Source organism: Jidongwangia harbinensis (genome assembly GCF_020216025.1).
GTDB classification, from domain to species: Bacteria; Actinomycetota; Actinomycetes; order Mycobacteriales; family Micromonosporaceae; genus Actinoplanes; species Actinoplanes harbinensis.
Map to the genome: position 1 here is coordinate 1 of NZ_JAIWNC010000027.1, position 17,191 is coordinate 17,191.

Below are 17,191 nucleotides of genomic sequence, written 5' to 3' on the forward strand. Positions count from 1 at the left end.
CACCGCGCCCCGCCGCACCGCGCCGCCGCGCCCGCGCCGCTGCACCGCACCGCGCCCCGCCGCACCGCGCCACCGCGCCCCGCCGCACCCCGTCACCGCGCCGCGCCACCGCGCCGCGCCACCGCGCCGCGTCACCGCACCGCGTCACCGCACCGCGTCACCGCACCGCGTCACCGCGCCGCGTTGTGCCGTGCCACTGCACCGCGCACCGCGTGGGCCGGGGGTCAGCCGAGGCCGGCCAGCCAGCCGGCCGGTGGGTGGGTGTCAGCCGATGATGGGGCGGAACAGCCCGGCCAACACGCTCGTCGTCAGCGCCGCCGCGGACAGCACCCCCGCGCCCACCAGCAACGCCCAGTCCGCGCCGCCGAAAATCTGCGTCCTCGCATAGGTGCGAGGCGCCCCCGAGTCGAAGCCGCGCGCGTCCATCGCCACCGCCAGCCGCCCGCCCCGCCGCAGCGCGCCGACCAGCAGCGCGAACGCGGTCGACCCGAACAGCCGCAGCCGGGCGACCGGGTTGCGGCCGGCGTCGATGCCGCGTGCCCGCCGGGCCAGGGTGAGCATCTGCCATTCCTGGCCGAGCAGCGGGACCAGCCGGAACGCGGCCAGTGCGCCGATCGCGAACCGGGCCGGCGCCTTCGCGTTCTGCACCAGGGCGTCGGCCAGGTCGGTGGGGTCGGTGGTGGCGAACACGATGATGCCGGGCAGCGCCACCGCGAAGACGCGCAGGATCAGGCCCAGCGCGGTGACCACGACGCCGGTGGTGATGTCGAACGGGCCCAGGTCGAGCAGCAGTGCGCCGGTGCGGTCCGCGGCGAACAGCACCATGGTCACGCCGATGCCGGCCGCGGCGAGGGCCAGGGGCCAGGCGCGGCGGGCCAGGGTGCGGTAGCGGACGCCGAACAGGGGGAGCAGTGCCAGCTCGACCGCCAGCCCCAGGGCGGGGGTGAGCGGGTCGAGTGTGGCCACCAGCGGCAGCGAGAACAGCAGGGCGGCGCCGAGCTTGGCGACCGGGTTGCGCCGGGCCAGGGGAGCGTCGCCGGTGATCACCGGTTCGGTCAGCGTCGTCACGGCGCCGCCGGCTTCGGGCTACCGGGCCTGGTCGAGCTGGAACTCGCCGCGGTGAGGGTGACCGTCCGGTCCGCGACCGCGGCCACGAAGTCGCTGTCGTGGGTCACCGCGACCACCCCGTGCCCGGAGTCGCGCAGCCCGGCCAGCAGCTGCACCATCTCCACCCAGGTGCGCCGGTCCTGCCCGAACGTCGGCTCGTCCAGCACCAGCATCCGCGGCGCGCCGGCCAGCGCGGTCGCCACGCTCAGCCGGCGGGCCTCGCCGCCGGAGAGGGTGTACGGGTTCGCCTGCGCCAGCCGGGTCAACCGGAGCCGGTCGAGCAGTTCGTCCACGCGGGCCGGGGCGGGGCCGGCCAGCCGCAGTTCGTCGACCACGCGGGACGTGACGAACTGGTGTTCCGGGTCCTGGAACACCGACCCGATCCGCCGGACCAGCTCGGCCGCCCGCCAGCGGTGTGGCGGACGGGGGTCGCCGAGACCCGGGGTGTGCACCCGGCCGGTGGTGGGTGCCAGCAGACCGCCGAGCATCAGGGCCAGGGTGGACTTGCCGGCGCCGTTCGGTCCGGTGACCGCGACGACCTCGCCGGCCCGGACGTCGATGCTGGTGGCGGGGAGCCGGTGCCGGGCGGTGACCTCGGTTGCTCGTACCAGCAGATCTGCCGGCGCGGAGACGGCCCGGTGCGGGGCGACCGGCCGGCCCGGCACCCACACCCCCTGCGCGGCCAGCGCGTCGCCGTGCGCGGCGAAGACCGCGGCGGGTGGGCCGTCCGCGCGGACCCCGCCGCCGGGCTCCAGCACGACCACCCGGTCGACCAGCGGCAGTGCCTCGGCGATGCGGTGTTCGACCAGGATCAGCGTGGTGCCGGGGCGGTGCGAACGGAGGATCGCGGTGCGGATCAGGTCGGCGCCGGCCGGGTCCAGGTTGGCGGTGGGCTCGTCCAGCAGCAGCAGGCCGGGCCGCAGCGCGAGCACGCCGGCCAGGGCCAGGCGTTGCGCCTCGCCGCCGGAGAGGGCGGCGGTGGGGCGGTTCCGGGGGTACGGGAAACCGACCCGGTCCAGGGCTTCGGTGACCAGCGGCCAGATGTCCCCGGCCGGCACGCCCCGATTCTCCGGACCGAACGCGACGTCGTCCCCGCTGCGCGCCATCACCAGCTGGGTCTGCGGGTCCTGAAACAGGATGCCGACCCTCTGCTGTGCTGCTTCCGACGCCTGGGCCTCCGGCCGGCGCGGAGAACTCGCGAGACGAAGCTTCCTGGGGTCGAGGCCGTCGATCTCCACCGCGCCCTCGGACTCGCCGGAGTCGTCGGGCAGCAGGCCGGCCAGCGCGGCGAGCAGCGTGCTCTTGCCGGCGCCGGACGCACCGAGCAGCAGGACCCGTTCGCCGTGCCGGACGTGCAGGTCGACGCCGCGCACGGCCCAGGCGCGGCGCCCGGCGTGCCGCCACCCGAACCCGCGCAGGACGACGTCGGCCATCGACTAGACCAGCGTGCGTTCGCGGCCGGCGGCGAACCGGTCCAGCACGCCGGTGGGTGCCAGCGCGCGCACCAGCGCCCAGCTGCCGAGGCCCGCGATGACCGTGCTGCTGACGATGGTGAGCAGCGCGTACGGGATGCGGTAGTCCCACAGGTCGTAGGCGGCGTTCCAGACGAAGAAGTCGAACACCGCGGCGCTCAGGCCGGTCAGCGCGCCGGCCAGCAGGGCGGCGGGCAGCCGCCACGAGCGGTAGGCCAGCAGGGCGAACGCGAGTTCGGCGCCGAGGCCCTGCACCAGGCCCTGGGGGATGACGGTGGCACCCCAGCTGGCGCCGAGCAGCGCCGAGATGACCGCGGCGACGGTCTCGGTGTACAGCGCCGCGCCGGGCTTGCGGATGATCAGTCCGGCCAGCACGGCCGGGATCAGCCAGACGCCGTAGAGCAGCGTCTGGGCGGGCGGGAAGAACGCGAACGCGCCCTCGGTGGCGCCCCAGACGATGTTCCAGGCCCAGAAGATGACGCCGAACGTGACGGCGATGACGGACGCGATCACGATGTCGATCGTGCGCCAGCGGTAGTTCATGGATGCCTCCCAGCGGTACCGGGAGGAGACGCGCGCCTGGTGTGTCTCAACGGCGAGACGTGACCGAGCTCCCTGCGCTGGCATTACCCAGATCAGGTTCGAGGGTCTGCGGCGTGAACCGCACTCTCAGCGCTGTGCGCTCCCCTGTCGGATGAGTTTCTGTGTTTCGATGACGCTAACACCGTACGGCCGTACTGAGAAGCGAGGGAGGCATCACATGCAGGTCGAGGCGCGAGGGCTCACCTTCGACGTGACCGAGGGGGGTCCGGCCGACGGGGCGCCGGTGCTGCTGCTGCACGGGTTTCCGCAGGACCGGCGCGAGTTCGACCTGGTGTCGCCGAAGCTGCACGCGGCCGGGCTCCGGACGTACGCGGTGGACCAGCGCGGCTACTCGCCGGGCGCGCGGCCGGCCGGGGTGCCGGCGTACCGGTTGAGCGAGGCCACCGCGGACGCGGTCGCGGTGCTGGACGCGCTCGGGGTGGGGACCGCGCACGTGATCGGGCACGACTGGGGCGCGCAGGTGGGCTGGTTGCTGGCCGCGAACCACGCCGACCGGGTACGCACGTTCACCGCGGTCTCGGTGCCGCATCCCCGGGCGCTCGGCCTGGCCCTGCGCAGCCGCCCGTCGCAGCGGGCCCGGTTCGCCTACATGGGCGTGTTCCGGTCCCCGGTCGCGGAGCGGCTGCTGCTCGCCGGCAACGGCGCCGCACTGCGCACGATGATGAAGGCGATCGGCGACCGGGCCGGGATGTACGCCGACGCGATGCGCGAACCGGGCCGGCTGACCGGCGCGCTCAACTGGTACCGCGCGCTGTCCCGGCACCAGCTCGCCGGCACCGGGGTGATCACCGTGCCGACCACGTACGTGTGGAGCGACAAGGATCCGGTGGTCGGTCTGACCGCCGCGCTGCGCACCGCCGACTGGGTCGAGGCGGACTATCAGCTGGTGGCGCTGAAGGGGATCGGCCACTGGGTGCCGGAGGAGGCGCCGGGCGCGCTGGCCGACGCGGTGCTGGCCCGGATCGGCGTTTGACGCCGTTCGTCTGCGGGAAACCTGGGCGCCAGCTGAACTGCAGAGAGAGAGGACCACATGACGTCCGAGAAGCGGGACCACCATGAGACCGAGAAGCAGCGGTGGGACCGCAACTTCGCGGATCTGCTCCAGGAACTGCGGGTGGCCCAGACCGGCGTGCAGATCCTCTTCGCGTTCCTGCTGACGTTGCCGTTCAGCAGCGGCTTCCCGCAGGTGAGCGCGTTCCAGAAGGACACCTACGTGGTGGCGCTGATCGCCGCCGCCGCGGCCACCGCGATGATCATTTCGCCGGTCGCGTTCCACCGGGCGTTGTTCCGGCAGGGGCGCAAGCCGGAACTGGTCCGGTACGCGCACCGGATGGCCACCGGCGGCCTGGCGTTCATGCTGATCTCGATGGTCAGCAGCGTCCTGCTGATCACCGACTTCCTGCTGCCGACGTGGGTGTCGATCGTGCTGACCACGATCACCGGCCTCTGGTTCCTGACGTTCTGGGCGGCGCTGCCGTTCGCCCGCCGTAACTGGGCCGAGGACGACGACGACGAGCAGGACAACGACGCGTACGGCCGGGCCTCCGGCGAGACGCCGACCCAGCGGGTCAGCGACGAGCGGGCCGCAGACCGAGCCGTTTGAGTTCCAGCGCGGCGAGCGCGTCCACCGCGGCCGCGTCGCCGTTGCGCCACGACTGGGCGATGTCCGGGCCGAGGCGGGTGAGCTCGGACAGCGGCCGGCTGGCCAGCGCGCGCAGCGCCAGCAGGTCGCGCCCGGCCGGCTCGTCGCGCACCGCGGCGGCCACTCCGGCGCGCCGCATCCAGCGCAGCCGCTTCGGCAGCCAGATCAGCAGGACCAGGATCAGGGGTACGGCGGCCATCCCGATGCCCAGCACCAGCGCCAGGTCACCGACGATCTCCTGCTGCTGGCGACCGGCGTCGGCGATGACGCGGGCGGCGTCGGCGGCCTTGGCGAACGGCGTGGTCAGTTCCTCGCCGACCAGCGGGACCCGGCCCACCTTGCCGCCGGCGTCGGCCAGATTGTCCGCGATGCCGGCGCCGGCGCCCTCCAGTTTCCGGCCGGGCACCCCCAGTTTCAGCACGGTGTCGTGCACCCACTGGCCGACCCGGACCCAGGCGTAGCACCAGGCGACCACGAACAGGTCGGTGAGTATCTGACGGATGACGGTGGGCAGCCGGTCGGCGTACATCTTCACGCGCGACAGACTGCCACCTCGTCAGCCGTCGTGCCCGGCGCAGTCCGGGCAGGTCCCGAAGATCTCCATGGTGTGCGAGACATCGACGTACCCGTGTTTGGCCGCGACCCGGTCGGCCCACGCCTCGACGGCCGGGCCCTCCACCTCGACCGTCCGGCCGCAGGACCGGCACACCAGATGGTGGTGGTGGCCCTGGCTGCACCGGCGGTACAGGTGCTCGCCGCCGGGCGGCCGCATGACGTCGACCTCACCGGCGTCGGCCAGGCCCTGCAGGGTGCGGTAGACCGTGGTAAGGCCCACCCGTTCGCCGCGTTCGCGCAGGAGCGCGTGCAGGTCCTGGGCGCTGTGGAAGCCCTCGGCCTCGGCCAGCACGGCGCTGACCGCGCTGCGCTGCTTGGTGTTGCGTACGACGACGCCCGCTTCGTCCGTCATGAGGCGCCCCCCTCTCTAGCGTGGCTGACCGCGTCCGCGACGATGTGGGCGACGTGCTCGTCCACCAGCGAGTACGCGATCTCCCGTCCGCGCCGCGCCCCGCGTACCACCCCGGCACCGCGCAGCACCCGCAGGTGCTGGGACACCAGTGGTTGCGGCGCGCCCAGCTTCTCGACCAGTTCGTGGACGCAGCGTTCGCCTTCGCCCAGTTCCGCGACGATGGCCACCCGGATCGGTGCGGACAGCGCCCGCAACAGGTCACCGGCGGCCTCGTAGGCCTCGTACCCCGTCGACGTCACGTCAGCCATGTAACACCACGTCCGGTGGCTCGGCCGCGACGGGTTTGCGGGTCCCGCCGCGCATCCGCTGCCACAGGGCTCCGCCGACGGTCAGCGCGAGGAACCCGGCCAGCGCCACGATCACGATGGTGGCGCCCGGTGCGGTGTCCAGTTCGGCCGAGGTCACCACGCCGCCGGCGGCCGCGACCAGGCCGATCAGCATGGCCAGCGTCATCGTGCTGCGGAACCCGCGGGTCACCTGCTGCGCCGCCGCGACCGGCACCACCATGAGCGCGCTGACCAGCAGCAGGCCCACGGTGCGCATGGCGATCGTCACGGTCACCGCGGTGGTCACCGCGACCAGCAGGTTCAGCGCGCGGACCGGCAGGCCGGAGACCCGGGCGTACTCCTCGTCGTGCGACACCGCGAACAGCGCCGGCCGCAGCAGCAGCATGGCGACCAGCACGGTCAGGCCCAGCGCCACGATCACCGCCAGGTCCGCCGGCGACGTGGTGGTCAGCGACCCGAACAGGTACTGCACCAGGTTCGCGCTGTTGCTGTCGCCGGAGAGGCCGACCAGGACCACGCCGCCCGCGATGCCGCCGTAGAACAGCAGCGCCAGGGCCAGGTCGCCGGAGGTGCGGCCGCGTTCCCGGACCAGTTCCACCCCGATCGCCCCGAGCGCGGCCACGATCACCGCGGCCAGCACGGGGGAGCGGTCCAGCAGCAGGCCCACCCCCACCCCGGTCAGCGCCACGTGGCCGATGCCGTCGCCGATCAGCGACAGCCGCCGCTGCACCAGGTAGATGCCCAGCGCCGGGGCGGTGACGCCGATGACCAGCGCACCGAGCAGCGCCCGCTGCATGAAGTCGTACGCGAAGAGGTCCATCAGCCGGCCCGCAACCGGTCGGTGGGCGCCACGCAGAAGCCGGCGCGTTCCTCCGCCGCGTGCGGGTGGACGTGGTCGTGGCCGGGCTCGGCGTGGTGGCCGGCCGGTTCGGGCACCGCACCGGCGTGCGCGATGCCTCCGGAGTGGACCACCACGGCCCGGTCGATCAGCGGGTGCAGCGGGCCCAGTTCGTGCGCGACCAGCAGCACCGTGCCGCCGCGCTGCCGGAACCGGTCCAGCGTGGCGGCGAACGCCTCCTGGCTGTCCGCGTCCACGCCGGCCGTCGGCTCGTCCAGGATCAGCAGGTCGGGTTCGCCGGTCAGCGCCCGGGCGATCAGCGTGCGCTGCTGCTGACCGCCGGAGAGCGTGGCGACCGGGTCACCGATCCGGTCGGCGAGACCGACGTCCTGCAGCGCGGCCCGCACCGCCGCCCGGTCCGCGGCGCGCGGCGGCCGGAACAGGCCGCGCCGGGCCAGCCGGCCGGACGCCACCACCTCGCCGACGGTGGCCGGCACGCCGCTGCCGGCGCCGAGTCGCTGCGGTACGTACCCGACGCGCTCCCAGTGCCGGAACCGCCGTCGGGGCACCCCGAACAGCTCGATCTCGCCGCGGGTCAGCGGCACCAGGCCGAGCACGGCCCGGATCAGGGTGGACTTGCCGGAGCCGTTCGCGCCCAGGATCGCCACCACCTCGCCCGCGGCCACCTCCAGGGACACGTCGGACAGCACGTCCCGGCCGCCGTAGGCGACCGCGACCGCACTTGCCCGCACCACGGTCACGACGTGCATCCCAGGGCCTGGCGGAGGGCGGACAGGTTGCTGCGCATCACCGAGTAATAGTCCGCGCCGGGCTCGGTCAAACCTTCCAGCGGATCGAGGACCGCGGTACGGGCCCCGACCTCCCGGGCGATGGTCTCCGCCACCTTGGGGCTGACCAGGGTTTCGAAGAAGATCGTGGTGGTGCCGTGCTCGCGCGCCTCGGACGCCACCTCGGCGAGCCGCTGCGGTGCCGGCTCGGCCTCCGGGGAGATGCCGGAGATGCCGATCTGCTCCAGGCGGTACCGCGCGGCCAGGTACTGGAACGACGTGTGGCTGGTGACGATCTCGCGGCGGGCGCAGGTCTTCAGGCCGGCGGCGTACTCGGCGTCGAGCTTGCCCAGGTCGGCCCGGACCGCGGCGGCGCGGGACGTGTAGTCCGCGGCGTGGGCCGGGTCCGCCTCGGCGAGGCGGGCGCCGAGCTTCTCCGCGACCGTGCCGAAGCGCACCGGGTCGAGCCACACGTGCGGGTCCGTACCCCCGGCGGTCTCCTCGTGCTCGCCGGCCGGCTCGTCGGCGTGCGCGTGCTCGCCGGTGGCCGCGGCCAGCAGGTCCACCGCCGAGCCCGCGTCGAACGCCCGGTCCTTGGCCTCCTGCTCGACCGCGGAGTCCACGGCCGGCTGGAAGCCCTTCAGGTAGACCACCAGGTCGGCGTCACTGATCTGCCCGACCTGGCGCGGGGTCAGCTCGAGGTCGTGCGGCTCCACGCCCGGCTTGGTCAGGTCGGTGACCGAGACCGCGTCGCCGCCGATCCGGCTGGTCAGGAACTGCAGCGGGTAGAACGCGGTGACCACGTCCGGCTCGCCGGTGGCGCGGGCGTCCGCCCCGGAGCCGCAGCCCGCGGTGACACCGACGGCGAGCAGGGCGGCGAGGAGGCGGAGCTTCATACCACCCACTCTGACCGACAATGACAATGATTGTCAAAAACGCATGAGTGGCCTCACAGTGCCTTGGTCACCACCACCGCCAGCAACAGAACGAGCAGGACCACCCGGATGACCCGGGTCGACGCGGTCTGCACCGGCCAGGTGGTGAACGTCAGCGCGGCGAGCGCCACCCCCAGCGCGAACAACAGCGCCGCGCCGATGATGCCGGGCAGGAAGAACCCCGCCAGCAGGACCACCAGGGCCACCACGAACGCGGTCGTCGGGCTCACCCGGGCCAGCCGGCGCAACAGGTTGTCGGACGGTGTCACGAGGTCGGCTCCCGCTCTGCGTAGGCTGCTGGTCATGCTGGTGCTCAATCGCTTCGTCGTCCCACCCGACGCCCAGGACGGATTCGCCGAGCGCGCGCACGCCGCGCTCGCCGCGCTGGCGGAGCGACCCGGCTACCGGTCCGGTCGGCTCACCCGGGCGCTGGACGACCCGTCCTACTGGACGCTGGTCACCGAGTGGGAGTCCGTCGGAGCTTACCGGCGCGCCCTCGGCGGCTTCGACGTGAAGGTGCACGCCACCCCGCTGCTGTCCGAGTCGCTGGACGAGCCGTCCGCGTTCGAGACCCTGGCCAGCGCGGAGCCCGGGGCGGCCGTGGTGGTCACCGCCAGCGACCGGGCGGCCGAACCGTGGCGCTGAGCCGTACGCTTGCTCCATGACTCAGGCGCCCGAGGTGCCGGCGCTGCCGGCCGCTCCCCCCGGTGTGCCGGGCCCGCCGCAGGGCCCCGGCGTGGTCCCGCCGTTCCCCGCGCCGCCCACCGAGGGCCGCGGTCAGCGGCTCGGCCTCGGCCTCGGCCTGGGCGCGCTGGTGCTGGTCCTGGTCTGCGGCGGCGGCCTGACCGCGGTGATCGGCCTCAGCGTGGTGATGACCCGGGCGCTCAACGAGCAGGCCCAGGTGGTGATCGGCGACTACCTCGAAGACCTCGAGGCCCGGCGGTACGCCGAGGCATACGACTCGCTGTGCGCCGAGACCAAGCAGCAGACCAGCCGGGCCACGTTCATCAGCGAGGCGGCGGCCGCCGAGCCGATCGCGTCGCACCGCGTCGGCACGCTGGACCTGACCTCGGTCGACCTGGCCGTCCCGGTCGACGTCACCTACCGCGACGGCGACACCGCGCGGCTGCAGGCGTACCTCGGGCAGAACCGCCAGACGGGTCAGTTCCAGGTCTGCAGTCTCGAGGAGTAACCTCCGGACCTGTCCCATTCCGACTCGCGTCCCCGCCGACAACCAGCCGGCGTAGGAGGAACATGCCCGCCGACCGTATCGATGCCGTCGTCAGCCTGGCCAAGCGCCGCGGCTTCGTCTTCCCCTCCAGTGAGATCTACGGAGGCACCCGCTCGGCGTGGGACTACGGTCCGCTCGGCGTGGAGCTGAAGGAGAACGTCCGCCGGCAGTGGTGGAAGACGATGGTCCAGCAGCGCGACGACATCGTCGGCCTGGACTCCGCCGTCATCCTCGCCCGCGACGTGTGGGCCGCCTCCGGCCACCTGGACGCGTTCGTCGACCCGCTCACCGAATGCCAGTCCTGCCACAAGCGCTTCCGGGCCGACCACCTGGAAGAGGCGTACGAGGCCAAGCACGGCAACCCGCCCGCCGCGCTATCCGAGCTGAACTGCCCGAACTGCGGCAACAAGGGCACCTTCACCGAGCCGAAGATGTTCAACGGCCTGATGAAGACGTACCTCGGCCCCACCGAGAGCGCGGAAGGCATGCATTACCTGCGCCCGGAGACGGCACAGGGCATCTTCGTGAACTACAACAACGTGGCCACCGCCGCCCGCAAGAAGCCGCCGTTCGGCATCGCCCAGGTCGGCAAGAGCTTCCGCAACGAGATCACCCCCGGCAACTTCATCTTCCGGACCCGCGAGTTCGAGCAGATGGAGATGGAGTTCTTCGTCGAGCCCGGCTCCGACGAGAAGTGGCACGAGTACTGGCTGCAGGAACGCTGGAACTGGTACACCGAGCTGGGTCTGGCCGAGAGCAACCTGCGCTTCTTCGAGCACCCCAGGGAGAAGCTCTCGCACTATTCGAAGCGGACCGTCGACATCGAGTACCGCTTCCAGTTCGGCGGCACCGAGTTCTCCGAGCTGGAGGGCATCGCGAACCGCACCGACTTCGACCTGTCCACCCACTCGAAGCACTCCGGCGTCGACCTCTCCTACTTCGACCAGGAGAAGGGCGAGCGCTGGGTGCCGTACGTGATCGAGCCCGCGGCCGGCCTCACCCGCGCCGTGCTGGCGTTCCTGCTCGAGGCGTACGACGAGGACGAGGCCCCGAACACCAAGGGCGGCGTGGACAAGCGCACGGTGATGCGCTTCGACCCGCGGCTGGCGCCGATCAAGGTGGCGGTACTGCCGTTGTCCCGCAACCCGGAACTGTCGCCCAAGGCCCGGGAACTGTCCGCCACGCTGCGCAAGCGCTGGATCGTCGAGTTCGACGACTCGCAGGCGATCGGCCGCCGGTACCGCCGCCAGGACGAGATCGGCACGCCGTTCTGCGTGACGGTCGACTTCGACACGCTGCAGGACAACGCGGTGACGGTGCGGGACCGGGACACGATGAAGCAGGAGCGGGTGTCGCTCGACCAGATCGAGGACTACCTGATCAAGCGGCTGCCCGGCTGCTGACCACCGCTCGCCGGCCGCGCGCCGGGCGGCTTGCCGGTTCGAGCGCGGCGCCTGGACTGCCGGGCGCCGCGCGGCCGGCTAGAAGGTGAAGCCGCCCGGGCGGCCGTTTCGGTCCGCGATCAGCCCGGCCAGCGTCGCCAACGCGATCTCGGCCGGCGTGCGACTGCCGATGTTGAGGCCGATCGGCCGGTGCACCCGGGCGATCTCCCGATCCGGTACCCCGAGATTCCGCAACGCCGCCACGTGTGGCCCCTCGTGCTTCGGGTTGCCCACGATGCCGATCCACCGGGTGTCGGCCGCCAGCGCCGCCCGGAGCACGTCGCCGATCTCCGGCCGGTGGTGGTCGGTGAGGACCACGTCGGTGTGGTCGTCCAGCCCGGCCGCGGCCAGGTCGGCCACGAACTGGTCGCCGTGCGGTTTCGGCGGGCCGAGCAGCCGGGTCGGGTCCGGCTCGACCAGCACGCTGCGGAAACCCAGCTCCACGCCGAGTCGCAGCAGCAGCTCGGCGAGCGGCGTCTCGAAGACCGCCACCAGTTTCCTCGGACTCAGCTCGTCACCCACCTCGACGACTGTGCCAGACGGCGTGCCATTCTCGAAGGCGTGACTTTCCAGCTCGGCACGTACGACGTCTCGCCTCCGGTGGTGCTCGCCCCGATGGCCGGCATCACCAACGTCGCGTTCCGCCGGCTCTGCCGCGAGCAGGGCGGCGGCGTCTACGTGTGCGAGATGATCACCACCCGGGCGCTGGTCGAGCGGATCCCCAAGACGCTCAAGATGATCACCTTCGCCGAGGACGAGGACTTCCGGAGCCTGCAGCTGTACGGCGTGGACCCGGACGTCACGGCCGCCGCGGTGCGGATGGTGGCCGAGGACGGGCTGGCCGACCACATCGACCTCAACTTCGGCTGCCCGGTGCCCAAGGTCACCCGCCGCGGTGGCGGTTCCGCGTTGCCGTGGCGGCGCAAGCTGTTCGGCCGCATCGTGCGGCAGGCGGTGGAGGCGGCGGAACCGGCCGGCATCCCGGTCACGGTGAAGATGCGCAAGGGCATCGACGACGACCATCTGACGTACGTCGAAGCGGGCCTGATCGCCCAGGAGGCCGGTGTCGCCGCGGTCGCCCTGCACGCCCGCACCGCCGAGCAGCGGTACTCGGGCACCGCCGACTGGGACGCCATCGCCACGCTCAAGCAGGTGCTCGACGTCCCGGTGCTGGGCAACGGCGACATCTGGGAGGCCGCCGACGCCATGCGGATGGTGGCGCACACCGGTGTCGACGGCGTGGTGGTGGGCCGTGGCTGCCTGGGCCGGCCGTGGTTGTTCGCCGACCTGGAGGCCGCGTTCGCCGGCCGGCCCACCCAGCAGCTGCCGTCGCTCGGCGAGGTCGCCGCGATCATGTCCCGGCACGCGCATCTGCTGGTCGAGGCGCTGGAGGACGAGAAGCACGGCTGCGCGGACTTCCGGAAGCACGTCGCGTGGTACCTCAAGGGTTTCCCGGTCGGCGGCGATCTGCGCCGCAGCCTGGCCATGGTGTCGTCGCTCGCGGAACTGGACGACCTGCTCGGCCGGCTGGACCCGGACGTGCCGTTCCCGGCCGAGTCGCTGGGCCAGCCCCGCGGCCGGATCAACGCGCCCGGCAAGGTGTCGCTGCCGTACGGCTGGCTGGACAGCCGCGACGACGACACCGTCCCGGAGGGCGCCGAGATGGAGAACTCCGGCGGCTAGACGTCGAACAACGCCCCGTCGGCGGCGTCCCGGCCCGAGTCCCAGCCCTCGAGGCTGTCCACCCGGCGGCCCCGGGAGCGGACCGTGGCTGGAAACACCCGCTGCATCGTCTCCCGCACCTCGGTGTCCCGGGACGCCAGCACCGGCAGCAGATCCGCGGTCCCGTCCACGGCCGCGGCGGTGGCCGCCGCCAGCCGTTCGCCGACCCCGACCGCGTACGCCACCAGGAACGATCGCCGGAACGCCTTCAGCCGCGCCTTGCCGGATCGCGGCTCGGCCCGCACCATCGCCCGGTCGCCCTGCACCAGCAGCGACGTGTACAGCAGCTCGACCGCGTCGAGGTCGGCGTCGAAGCCGAACACGGTGCTGAAACCCAGCTCCGGCGACCACACGGTGTGGCAGCGGTTGGCCCGCGCCACCGCGTCCAGCAGGGCCGCCTTCTCACTCTCGTACGGGTGGTCCACGCCGATCCGCCGCGCGTACGGCACCAGCTCGTCGCTCCGCGCGGCCACCGCGTCCGCGATGCTGTGCCGGGCGATCAGCTCCTGCGCCTTGGCGCTGTACGCCTCCGCCTCCGCCGGATAGTCCGTGGCCTCGGCCTTGGCCAGCAGCGACCGCACCCGGTGCAGCAGCGCCGGGTCGGCCGGCGACGTGCCGGCCGGGGCCGCGACGGTGCCGGGCGGCGGCACCAGGGTTTCGATGGCGGGCAACTCCCGCAGCGTGGCCATCAGCCGCAGCACCGCGTCGAGCAGCGTCACCCGGTCGACCCGCCACCGGGCGGACGCCTCGCGCAGGTAGGCGTCGCCGGCACTCCACCAGATCCGGGCGCCGAGTTCGTCGGCCTGGGCGAGCCAGCGCCGGTCGACCGTGTCGCGGGCGAAGCCGTGCAGGTGGGCGGCCACCGCGTCGGTGACCAGCCGGCCCTGCACCGGGTCGCCCCGGCGGGCCACCACCCGGTGCAGTTCGACCGGCTGCCACCCGGACCGCAGCAGCGTGCCGCACGCCTGGTGGACGACTGCGGTCAGTTCCGGGTCGACGTCGCCGGGCGGCGCCACGGTCAGCGTGTCCAGCCCGGCCTCGTAGTCGACGGCTCCGCCGAGGATGCCGCCGAGTGTCTCCCGCACCGATGTCACGGGGCCCAGCTTGCCCGCAGGCGGGGAGGCCGGTGCGGTCGGCCTCCCCGCCGACGGGGAACGGGACACTCAGACGTCGAGATCCGCCTCGATGCGCTTGAGGTGGTGCCGGGCCATGGCCAGGTTCGACCGGTCCCGGCGCAGGGCCACGTACAGGAACAGGCCCTTGCCCGCCCGGCTGGTCAGCGGCCGGATCAGGTGGTACTGCGTGTCCAGCGTGATCAGGATGTCCTCGATCTTCTCGGACAGGTTGAGCATCTCCATCGCGCGCAGCTTCGCGCGGACCACGTCGGTGTTGCCCGCGGCGGCGACCGTCAGGTCGATCTCCTTGCCGCCGCCGGCCATGCCGAGCGCCATGCCGCTGGTGTGGTCCACGAGCGCGACGCCGATGGCGCCGTCGATGTCCATGATCTCTTTCAGTGCGGTGTCCATGTCAGTCATCGCAGGTCCTCCGTCGTACGCAGGGTGGGATGGTTGCCCGCCGGAGCGGCCGGGCCGGGGTTCGGAACACGGCGGGTGCCGGTCCGACAACGTTGGGTCAGCCGGCGGTCTGCCGGCCGCGCATGCTGCTGGGCAGCGTGGCCATCGGGGTGCGCCGGGCCAGCGGAACGGACAACCCGGACTGGACCGGGATGTCGGGGTACGCCGGGCGCTCGAGGATGAGCATCGGCACCAGCCGCCGCACCGAGCGGCGTGCCTCCAGGTGGACCATGCCCAGGTTGGCGCTGCCCGTGGTGACCAGGGTGAGGACCGCGTCCGGGCCCGCGGTGTACGAGGTGATGTAGCCGCCGTCGCACTGCACCACGGACTCCCGCAGCTCGCCATGGTCGACCGCGTGCGCGAACCGGCGGGCCAGCGCCAGATGCGCGGCGGCCAGGGCGGCGAGGCTGTCCGGCTCGATGCCGTGGGCGTCGTGCGCGACCACCATGCCGTCGATCGTGGCGATCACGCTGCCCAGAAGTTCCGGCATCCTGGTCCGCAGGTTGCCGAGTTCGGCCAGTACCGCCGGGTCCACCATCCTCGGTCTCCTTCGTGCTTGGTGGGGGTGCGCGCGTCACCGCAACGCCCGTAGTGCGGTCCGGATGCGTTTGAGCAGGACCTCGTCCGTGCCGGTGTGCAGCGGCGGCGCGTTCGGCCCGACGTCCTTGGGCAGCTTGGCGCCGGGTTTGCGGCGGGTCAGCTTGGGCGGCCGGTACACCGTCCCGGTGCTCCCGGACGACTCCGGTTCCAGCGCGTGCCGGGGCGGATCGGGCGCCGGCCGGGCCACCGGTGGCGTGTCGGCCGGCGCGGCCGGGCGGCGCGCGTCCACCGCGGTCGGGTGCACCCCGGGCAGCCGGACGAAGTCCGGTTGGTCCGCCGCCGGTGGCGCCGGGCGCTCGATCAGGCCCGCGGCGGCCAGCCGGCGCAGCTCCTGGATCGTCGCGTATCCGGCCCGGCCCAGCAGCAGCGCAAGGTCGGCGGGGGTGCGCTGGCCGTCCGCGTGCACCAGCAGCTCCCACTGCAGCGCGGTCACCGTGACCCGTTCCACCGGCGGCCGGGGCACCGGCGTCACCGGCGCCACGTCCACCTCCGGGTGCGGAAAGATCTCGTCCAGCAGCCGGGCCCGGCGGCGCGCCTCGCGGGTCACCGCCGCCGGCTCCACCCGGATCACCGGTCCCAGCCAGTGCGTGGCGCCGGGCAGGAACTCGACCGGCCCGCCCGGGGCGGCGAGCGCGAAGTACGCCGCGTCGTAGATCGCCCCCAGGACGCACAACTCCAGTTCGCCGCGGGTCAGGTGGCCCTGCTCCAACAGCAGGTGACCGACCTGTGCCAGGGACGTGCCCGCGTCCAGCGCCGCCTGCCAGGTGCGCCCGGCCAGCCGCCCGGACGCGGTGAGCAGCTCACCGACCCCCGGCGCGGCCACCGACTCGGCGTACATGATCAGCCCTTCGAGGAGATAGACGGTGCCGCCGGGGTGACCCTGCACCACCAGCGCGCCGGTCTGCCGCTCGCCGGCCGCCTGCGTCAGCAGGCGCACGGGCGCAGCGGTCTTCGAGGGACTCACCGGGTTTCCTTCCTCAAGCGGCGACGAGTTCGTCGGCGAGCTTCTGCATGCGGCGGCGGGCCACGGCGAGGTTGCCGTGCACCCGGTCGAGCCACAGGTAGAGCACGAGCCGACTGTCGAAGTCGGTCTGGACCAGGCGCAGCAGGTGGTAGCCCCCCGCGGTGGTGATGATCAGGTCTTCGAGCAGGTCGTGCGGTACGGCGGAGACGAACAGCGAGCGGCTGGTCGCCGCCTGGACCACGTCCGCGGTACCGGCCGCAGCCGCCTCGTGATCCGCGTTCGGTGCGGCTCCCGTCGTGGCGACCGGGAAACCGGTGGTGTAGTCGACGATGCTGGCGCCGATCGCGCCGGGAATCGCCATGGCCTCCTGTAGACAGTTGTCGACGCCGGGCACGACACTCCCTCAGCGCTTCGGTTCCGCGGGTGGCGGCGGTTCCCTGCCGTCACCGTGGTCATCCTGCGGGTGACGTTCCGCGGCGGGTCGCACCCGGTGTGCGTTCTGTTTCACGTTGCCGGCGGGCCTCTCGTGATCGCTGCCGCATCGATCCGCGGCGCGTAACATGATCGTCACTTTCGATCACCGTCACGGGAGGCGCCGCATGCCCAGCCGCTGGGAGCAGATCGTCGTCGACGCGGAGGACCCCGCCCGGCTGGCCCGCTGGTGGGCCGAGGCACTCGGGTACGAGATCGTCCACGAGGCGCCCGAGGAGGTGGAGATCCGCCGCCACCCCGACGAACTGCCCGGCCTGCTGTTCACCCCGGTCCCGGACGCCAAGACGGTGAAGAACCGGCTGCACATCGATCTGCGCCCGGACGACCAGGAGTCCGAGGTGGAACGCCTCGTCGACATGGGCGCCCGGCCGGTCGACATCGGCCAGCAGAACGTCGGCTGGGTGGTGCTCGCCGACCCCGAAGGCAACGAGTTCTGCGTGCTGAGCTCGCCGAAGACCTAGTCTCGG

At 72.9% G+C, this 17,191-nt stretch carries 23 protein-coding genes and 1 riboswitch; of the genes, 7 read left to right on the forward strand and 16 right to left on the reverse strand.

What is annotated here, in order from left to right; all coding sequences use genetic code 11:
- Positions 1–264: 264 nt before the first annotated feature.
- The 3 genes from LDL48_RS28990 to LDL48_RS29000 are packed head-to-tail and all read right to left on the reverse strand — an operon-like array spanning position 265 to position 3,122.
- Positions 265–1,068: an energy-coupling factor transporter transmembrane component T family protein gene (locus LDL48_RS28990; protein ID WP_372472215.1), complete on the reverse strand. Its 804-nt coding sequence runs from the start codon at positions 1,066–1,068 to the stop codon at positions 265–267.
- Positions 1,065–2,540, reverse strand: a complete 1,476-nt coding sequence (locus LDL48_RS28995) for an ABC transporter ATP-binding protein (protein WP_225258413.1) — start codon at positions 2,538–2,540, stop codon at positions 1,065–1,067. Before LDL48_RS28995 ends, LDL48_RS28990 begins: the two co-directional genes overlap by 4 nt.
- A gap of 3 nt (positions 2,541–2,543) precedes the next feature.
- Positions 2,544–3,122 (reverse strand): ECF transporter S component, encoded by a 579-nt coding sequence (locus tag LDL48_RS29000; RefSeq protein ID WP_225258414.1) that lies wholly within the window; start codon positions 3,120–3,122, stop codon positions 2,544–2,546.
- 51 nt (positions 3,123–3,173) lie between these two features.
- Positions 3,174–3,278: riboswitch (TPP riboswitch) on the reverse strand.
- A gap of 61 nt (positions 3,279–3,339) precedes the next feature.
- Here LDL48_RS29000 and LDL48_RS29005 point away from each other — a divergent pair.
- Positions 3,340–4,155, forward strand: a complete 816-nt coding sequence (locus LDL48_RS29005; protein ID WP_225258415.1) for an alpha/beta fold hydrolase — start codon at positions 3,340–3,342, stop codon at positions 4,153–4,155.
- A 57-nt stretch (positions 4,156–4,212) separates the two neighbouring features.
- A complete protein-coding gene (locus LDL48_RS29010; protein WP_225258416.1) occupies positions 4,213–4,785 on the forward strand; it encodes a DUF6328 family protein in 573 nt (190 codons plus the stop codon).
- On the opposite strand, the gene LDL48_RS29015 is transcribed toward LDL48_RS29010, so the two are convergent.
- Genes LDL48_RS29015 through LDL48_RS29045 form a run of 7 tightly spaced genes read right to left on the reverse strand, consistent with a single transcriptional unit; the run spans position 4,751 to position 8,968 of the window.
- Positions 4,751–5,353, reverse strand: a complete 603-nt coding sequence (locus tag LDL48_RS29015; RefSeq protein WP_225258538.1) for a hypothetical protein — start codon at positions 5,351–5,353, stop codon at positions 4,751–4,753. The two genes, LDL48_RS29010 and LDL48_RS29015, sit on opposite strands and share 35 nt — an antisense overlap.
- 27 nt (positions 5,354–5,380) lie before the next feature.
- Positions 5,381–5,791, reverse strand: a complete 411-nt coding sequence (locus LDL48_RS29020) for a Fur family transcriptional regulator (protein WP_225258417.1) — start codon at positions 5,789–5,791, stop codon at positions 5,381–5,383.
- A complete protein-coding gene (locus LDL48_RS29025; RefSeq protein ID WP_225258418.1) occupies positions 5,788–6,099 on the reverse strand; it encodes an ArsR/SmtB family transcription factor in 312 nt (103 codons plus the stop codon). Before LDL48_RS29025 ends, LDL48_RS29020 begins: the two co-directional genes overlap by 4 nt.
- Complete coding sequence (locus LDL48_RS29030) at positions 6,092–6,958, reverse strand: metal ABC transporter permease (protein WP_225258419.1); 867 nt, start codon at positions 6,956–6,958, stop codon at positions 6,092–6,094. The genes LDL48_RS29025 and LDL48_RS29030 overlap by 8 nt, the downstream gene beginning before the upstream one ends.
- A complete protein-coding gene (locus LDL48_RS29035) occupies positions 6,958–7,746 on the reverse strand; it encodes a metal ABC transporter ATP-binding protein (RefSeq protein ID WP_225258420.1) in 789 nt (262 codons plus the stop codon). The genes LDL48_RS29030 and LDL48_RS29035 overlap by 1 nt, the downstream gene beginning before the upstream one ends.
- Complete coding sequence (locus LDL48_RS29040) at positions 7,734–8,660, reverse strand: metal ABC transporter substrate-binding protein (protein WP_225258421.1); 927 nt, start codon at positions 8,658–8,660, stop codon at positions 7,734–7,736. The genes LDL48_RS29035 and LDL48_RS29040 overlap by 13 nt, the downstream gene beginning before the upstream one ends.
- 53 nt (positions 8,661–8,713) lie before the next feature.
- On the reverse strand, positions 8,714–8,968 hold the full coding sequence (locus tag LDL48_RS29045) for a DUF6703 family protein (protein ID WP_225258422.1): 255 nt from the start codon (positions 8,966–8,968) through the stop codon (positions 8,714–8,716).
- A 34-nt stretch (positions 8,969–9,002) separates the two neighbouring features.
- Between LDL48_RS29045 and LDL48_RS29050 the strand changes: the two genes are divergently transcribed.
- From LDL48_RS29050 to LDL48_RS29060, 3 genes are all read left to right on the forward strand, one after another.
- Positions 9,003–9,344: an antibiotic biosynthesis monooxygenase family protein gene (locus LDL48_RS29050; protein WP_225258423.1), complete on the forward strand. Its 342-nt coding sequence runs from the start codon at positions 9,003–9,005 to the stop codon at positions 9,342–9,344.
- 16 nt (positions 9,345–9,360) lie between these two features.
- Positions 9,361–9,891 (forward strand): hypothetical protein, encoded by a 531-nt coding sequence (locus tag LDL48_RS29055; protein WP_255629333.1) that lies wholly within the window; start codon positions 9,361–9,363, stop codon positions 9,889–9,891.
- Between the two features lie 62 nt (positions 9,892–9,953).
- The gene (locus LDL48_RS29060) at positions 9,954–11,333 is read left to right on the forward strand and encodes a glycine--tRNA ligase (RefSeq protein WP_225258424.1); all 1,380 of its coding nucleotides are present in this window, start codon (positions 9,954–9,956) and stop codon (positions 11,331–11,333) included.
- Positions 11,334–11,411: 78 nt separating this feature from the next.
- On the opposite strand, the gene LDL48_RS29065 is transcribed toward LDL48_RS29060, so the two are convergent.
- A complete protein-coding gene (locus LDL48_RS29065) occupies positions 11,412–11,894 on the reverse strand; it encodes an XdhC family protein (protein WP_225258425.1) in 483 nt (160 codons plus the stop codon).
- Between the two features lie 39 nt (positions 11,895–11,933).
- Between LDL48_RS29065 and dusB the strand changes: the two genes are divergently transcribed.
- Positions 11,934–13,055, forward strand: a complete 1,122-nt coding sequence (gene dusB, locus LDL48_RS29070) for a tRNA dihydrouridine synthase DusB (RefSeq protein ID WP_225258426.1) — start codon at positions 11,934–11,936, stop codon at positions 13,053–13,055.
- Here the strand turns inward: dusB and LDL48_RS29075 are convergent.
- The 5 genes from LDL48_RS29075 to LDL48_RS29095 all read right to left on the reverse strand — a co-directional run bounded on the left by LDL48_RS29075 (position 13,052) and on the right by LDL48_RS29095 (position 16,626).
- Complete coding sequence (locus tag LDL48_RS29075) at positions 13,052–14,188, reverse strand: DUF2786 domain-containing protein (RefSeq protein ID WP_225258427.1); 1,137 nt, start codon at positions 14,186–14,188, stop codon at positions 13,052–13,054. The two genes, dusB and LDL48_RS29075, sit on opposite strands and share 4 nt — an antisense overlap.
- A gap of 69 nt (positions 14,189–14,257) precedes the next feature.
- Positions 14,258–14,629, reverse strand: coding sequence for a hypothetical protein (locus tag LDL48_RS29080; protein ID WP_225258428.1), 372 nt, complete (start codon positions 14,627–14,629; stop codon positions 14,258–14,260).
- A 97-nt stretch (positions 14,630–14,726) separates the two neighbouring features.
- Positions 14,727–15,206 (reverse strand): roadblock/LC7 domain-containing protein, encoded by a 480-nt coding sequence (locus LDL48_RS29085; protein ID WP_225258429.1) that lies wholly within the window; start codon positions 15,204–15,206, stop codon positions 14,727–14,729.
- 36 nt (positions 15,207–15,242) lie between these two features.
- A complete protein-coding gene (locus LDL48_RS29090; RefSeq protein ID WP_225258430.1) occupies positions 15,243–16,232 on the reverse strand; it encodes a DUF4388 domain-containing protein in 990 nt (329 codons plus the stop codon).
- A 13-nt stretch (positions 16,233–16,245) separates the two neighbouring features.
- The gene (locus LDL48_RS29095; RefSeq protein ID WP_225258431.1) at positions 16,246–16,626 is read right to left on the reverse strand and encodes a roadblock/LC7 domain-containing protein; all 381 of its coding nucleotides are present in this window, start codon (positions 16,624–16,626) and stop codon (positions 16,246–16,248) included.
- Between the two features lie 205 nt (positions 16,627–16,831).
- Here LDL48_RS29095 and LDL48_RS29100 point away from each other — a divergent pair, with 205 nt between their 5' ends.
- The gene (locus tag LDL48_RS29100) at positions 16,832–17,185 is read left to right on the forward strand and encodes a VOC family protein (RefSeq protein ID WP_225258432.1); all 354 of its coding nucleotides are present in this window, start codon (positions 16,832–16,834) and stop codon (positions 17,183–17,185) included.
- The last annotated feature ends 6 nt before the right edge of the window (positions 17,186–17,191 follow it).

What these genes read in the sequence shown, in the direction of transcription:
- LDL48_RS29000 (WP_225258414.1), bottom strand. Translation starts at nt 3,122, where the DNA reads ATGAACTACCGCTGGCGCACGATCGACATCGTGATCGCGTCCGTCATC.
- LDL48_RS29010 (WP_225258416.1), top strand. Translation starts at nt 4,213, where the DNA reads ATGACGTCCGAGAAGCGGGACCACCATGAGACCGAGAAGCAGCGGTGG.
- LDL48_RS29015 (WP_225258538.1), bottom strand. Translation starts at nt 5,353, where the DNA reads ATGTACGCCGACCGGCTGCCCACCGTCATCCGTCAGATACTCACCGAC.
- LDL48_RS29005 (WP_225258415.1), top strand. Translation starts at nt 3,340, where the DNA reads ATGCAGGTCGAGGCGCGAGGGCTCACCTTCGACGTGACCGAGGGGGGT.
- LDL48_RS29085 (WP_225258429.1), bottom strand. Translation starts at nt 15,206, where the DNA reads ATGGTGGACCCGGCGGTACTGGCCGAACTCGGCAACCTGCGGACCAGG.
- LDL48_RS29060 (WP_225258424.1), top strand. Translation starts at nt 9,954, where the DNA reads ATGCCCGCCGACCGTATCGATGCCGTCGTCAGCCTGGCCAAGCGCCGC.
- LDL48_RS29050 (WP_225258423.1), top strand. Translation starts at nt 9,003, where the DNA reads ATGCTGGTGCTCAATCGCTTCGTCGTCCCACCCGACGCCCAGGACGGA.
- LDL48_RS29030 (WP_225258419.1), bottom strand. Translation starts at nt 6,958, where the DNA reads ATGGACCTCTTCGCGTACGACTTCATGCAGCGGGCGCTGCTCGGTGCG.
- LDL48_RS29055 (WP_255629333.1), top strand. Translation starts at nt 9,361, where the DNA reads ATGACTCAGGCGCCCGAGGTGCCGGCGCTGCCGGCCGCTCCCCCCGGT.
- LDL48_RS29100 (WP_225258432.1), top strand. Translation starts at nt 16,832, where the DNA reads ATGCCCAGCCGCTGGGAGCAGATCGTCGTCGACGCGGAGGACCCCGCC.
- LDL48_RS29040 (WP_225258421.1), bottom strand. Translation starts at nt 8,660, where the DNA reads ATGAAGCTCCGCCTCCTCGCCGCCCTGCTCGCCGTCGGTGTCACCGCG.
- LDL48_RS29025 (WP_225258418.1), bottom strand. Translation starts at nt 6,099, where the DNA reads ATGGCTGACGTGACGTCGACGGGGTACGAGGCCTACGAGGCCGCCGGT.
- LDL48_RS29035 (WP_225258420.1), bottom strand. Translation starts at nt 7,746, where the DNA reads ATGCACGTCGTGACCGTGGTGCGGGCAAGTGCGGTCGCGGTCGCCTAC.
- LDL48_RS28995 (WP_225258413.1), bottom strand. Translation starts at nt 2,540, where the DNA reads ATGGCCGACGTCGTCCTGCGCGGGTTCGGGTGGCGGCACGCCGGGCGC.
- LDL48_RS29020 (WP_225258417.1), bottom strand. Translation starts at nt 5,791, where the DNA reads ATGACGGACGAAGCGGGCGTCGTCGTACGCAACACCAAGCAGCGCAGC.
- LDL48_RS29080 (WP_225258428.1), bottom strand. Translation starts at nt 14,629, where the DNA reads ATGACTGACATGGACACCGCACTGAAAGAGATCATGGACATCGACGGC.